2 protein-coding genes are annotated in these 2,969 nt (G+C 34.0%); one reads left to right on the top strand and one right to left on the bottom strand.

All coding sequences use genetic code 11. From position 1 onward, the window contains the following. Nucleotides 1-1,914, top strand: a 1,914-nt coding sequence (locus ABF281_RS03935) for a T9SS type A sorting domain-containing protein (protein ID WP_347180398.1), incomplete at its 5' end; no start/stop codon positions are given. Here ABF281_RS03935 and ABF281_RS03930 read toward each other — a convergent pair. After that, the coding region (locus tag ABF281_RS03930; RefSeq protein ID WP_347180397.1) for a DUF3078 domain-containing protein at nucleotides 1,911-2,969 on the bottom strand (1,059 nt) is incomplete at its 5' end. The genes ABF281_RS03935 and ABF281_RS03930 overlap by 4 nt on opposite strands.

Below are 2,969 nucleotides of genomic sequence, written 5' to 3'. Positions count from 1 at the left end.
TCCCCTTATGTTTATAGTGATATTGAAATCGCTCCAGACAATTCTATGTGGTTTGCAACTAAAAATAATGTATATGGACACGGAGGAGGAAAAATATTTAGAAGTACAAATGGTGTTGATTTCACAGAAAAATATTCTTTCACGAACGGTGATAGAGTTGAACTATCTGTTTCTAAACAAAATAGTAATACTGTTTATGCCGTAGCAGAAATATTTAATAAAAATTTAGGAGAAGACAATAATGTAAAGAAAGGAGTTCAACTGGTAAAGACTTTGGATGGTTTAGATTTTATAGAAATTTCAAAACCCAATGATGTTGACCAAGATATTACTCCTGAGGATTTTACTAGGGGCCAAGCTTTCTATGATTTAATGCTTGAGGTAGATCCAGATGATGACAATATTGTTTATGCAGGTGGGATAGACTTATTTAAGTCTTATGATGGAGGTAATTCTTGGTCTCAGATATCAAAATGGTCAAATAACAATGATTTGTTTAGTCTTAGGGTTTCATTGGTGCATGCTGATCAGCATACATTAGCTTTTAGTCCCTTAGATCATAACCAAGGAGTTTTTGGAAACGATGGTGGGGTATATTTTTGTGAAGATTTAAGCAGTGTAGAAAGTAGTACTTCTGTAATCTCAAGTAGAAATAAAAATTATAATGTTACTCAGTTTTATTCTGCAGCCATAGGCCAAAATATCAACAATGAAATGCTTTTAGGGGGGGCTCAGGACAATGGTTCTTTATTTGTGTCGAATGCAGCTTTTGGAATGAATTCTTATATTGATCTCTATGGTGGAGATGGTGCAAAAGTATTCATAGACAAAGATGATGATTACGCGATAGTTTCATATGTTTTTAACACTTACATATTGCAACCTTTACCATTGTTAAGTTATAACAATCAAATATTAATAGAAAAAGATGAGGAAAGTGGGACTTTTATTAACACGGCAGATCTAGATGATCAGTTCAATCTTCTTTACACTGATGGAACGACAGGCTATCGTAATGATACTTTAGACATTGCTCCCGCCATAAGTAGATTTTCAAATTTAAAAACAACACCTGAAAGAGACGATTTCACAGACCCATTACTTTCAGAAGCACCAACGGCAATTAAGGCCTCTCCCTTTACGGTCAATTCCTCATCAGTTCTTATAGGAACAGAGACTGGAATATTACTAAAAGTTACAGGTTTCGAAACGGAAAACCCTTTATGGACTTCAATTGATAATGCTGAAACGATTAATGTAGGGGCTGTTTCTGATATTTCTTTTGGCGCAAATGAAGATGAAATAGTGGTGACTCTCCATAACTATGGCATCAATAACATTTATTTTACCACCGACGGTGGTATCAACTGGGTTGAAAAAGATGGAAATCTACCTGACATCCCAACAAAAGCTATTCTGTTAAATCCTTTAGATCAAAACGAAGCTATTGTAGGAACCAACTTTGGGGTTTGGAGAACTGAAAATTTTAGGGATGAACTTCCTATCTGGGTGCATTCTCAAAACGGAATGTCAAGTGTTAAAGTGACTCAATTTGATATGAGAAAAACAGATCAAACCGTTCTTGCTTCAACTTATGGGAGAGGTCTTTTTACGGGTCATTTTTCTGGTGTGAGATTGTCAAACAGTATAGCAGATATTCAAAACGATTTAAATTCAGTATTTAGGATAAATAGGATTGACAAAACCCTCGAAATTAAAAAAAATGTTCCTGGTGATGAAGTTGTAAATGTATGTATTTATAAAATGGATGGAGCCTTGATGCTTGCTAGAGAATTAAACTTTATGAGAAAAAGTAAACATCTTTTAGAAGTACCTTTTCAATCTGGAGTTTACCTCGTAAACATATCATATGGAACTCAACATTTTTCTCAAAAAATAGTACTATTTGATTAAAATAGGTAAGTCACTCCTATACCTAAAATTTGTTTTAATTGTACCCTTGGTCCTGTTTGGGTCCCATCTGCTTCAGTAATCTTGGAATCATCATCGTACAAGAGGTGAGAGTTTATGTTGGCTTGTATATATTGATTAACTTTCATATCTAAATTCATTTCGATTTCTGTATCTACGTTGCCAAAATTATTGATGTAATCAGAATAAAAGGAGCTTTTAATATTCATGTTGATGTTCTCCATGATAGTCGTTTGGTATTCTATTCTAATTAATGCACCAAGCTCAGAGTTAATGTTTTCTCCTTCAGTAGTGATGTTTCCATTGTCATCTATGATTGCTGGAGTCACACCAAAGGCCCCATTATTTGCTAAATCTTGGTTGTAAACAAAAGTAACTTGGTTGGTCAGTGGGGATAGTTGTAATTTAAACGCGTGATCATTATCGGTGTAAAGTCCTCCAACTCCCAAACGCATTCGAGCTGGAGCAAAAAAACTTGAAATTAGAGTCGTTCTATCGGCTCCTTTATACCCTTTGTAAAACTGAGTAGTTAGGTTGAATTCTCCAGAATAGTACCATTTAGATTTAAGGCTTGATTTGTAACTGCATGTTGACTTTAAGTCAATAACATCATTTGTCTTAGTGGTATATTCGTTACCACTTTCTTTGCTGATTCCATATTTTAAGTTGATAGCATTTGTCCATAGTAATCGACCATTTTTGTAATTATAATCTCCGTTAAAGGAAGCAATTCCAGCAACACTGTTGTTTCCTCCTTTAGTCCAGTTTATAAAAGAGGTCTGAGTTAGTAAAATCCCAGGTTTGTTTACAAATGTCCAAGAGTTTAAATTTCTCTGAACAGTATCTTTTTTTGTTCTTTTTACAATGGAATCGTTGTTTTTTTTCTTGAGAATACTACTGATTTTTGATTTAATTTTATAGATATTCTCCTGGCTTGAAGTAGTGTCCGTATTTATTTTTTGAAAAACTTTAGTGATTTTTGATTTTATGGTCGTGATACTTTCTGGAATCGGTATGGTATCGCTATGAAACTCTGA

Origin of the sequence: Wenyingzhuangia sp., from assembly GCF_039768515.1 — a bacterium.
Classification (GTDB): domain Bacteria; phylum Bacteroidota; class Bacteroidia; order Flavobacteriales; family Flavobacteriaceae; genus Wenyingzhuangia.
Note: the sequence above shows the minus strand (reverse complement) of the source record. Positions and strands in the feature narration are given on the sequence as shown.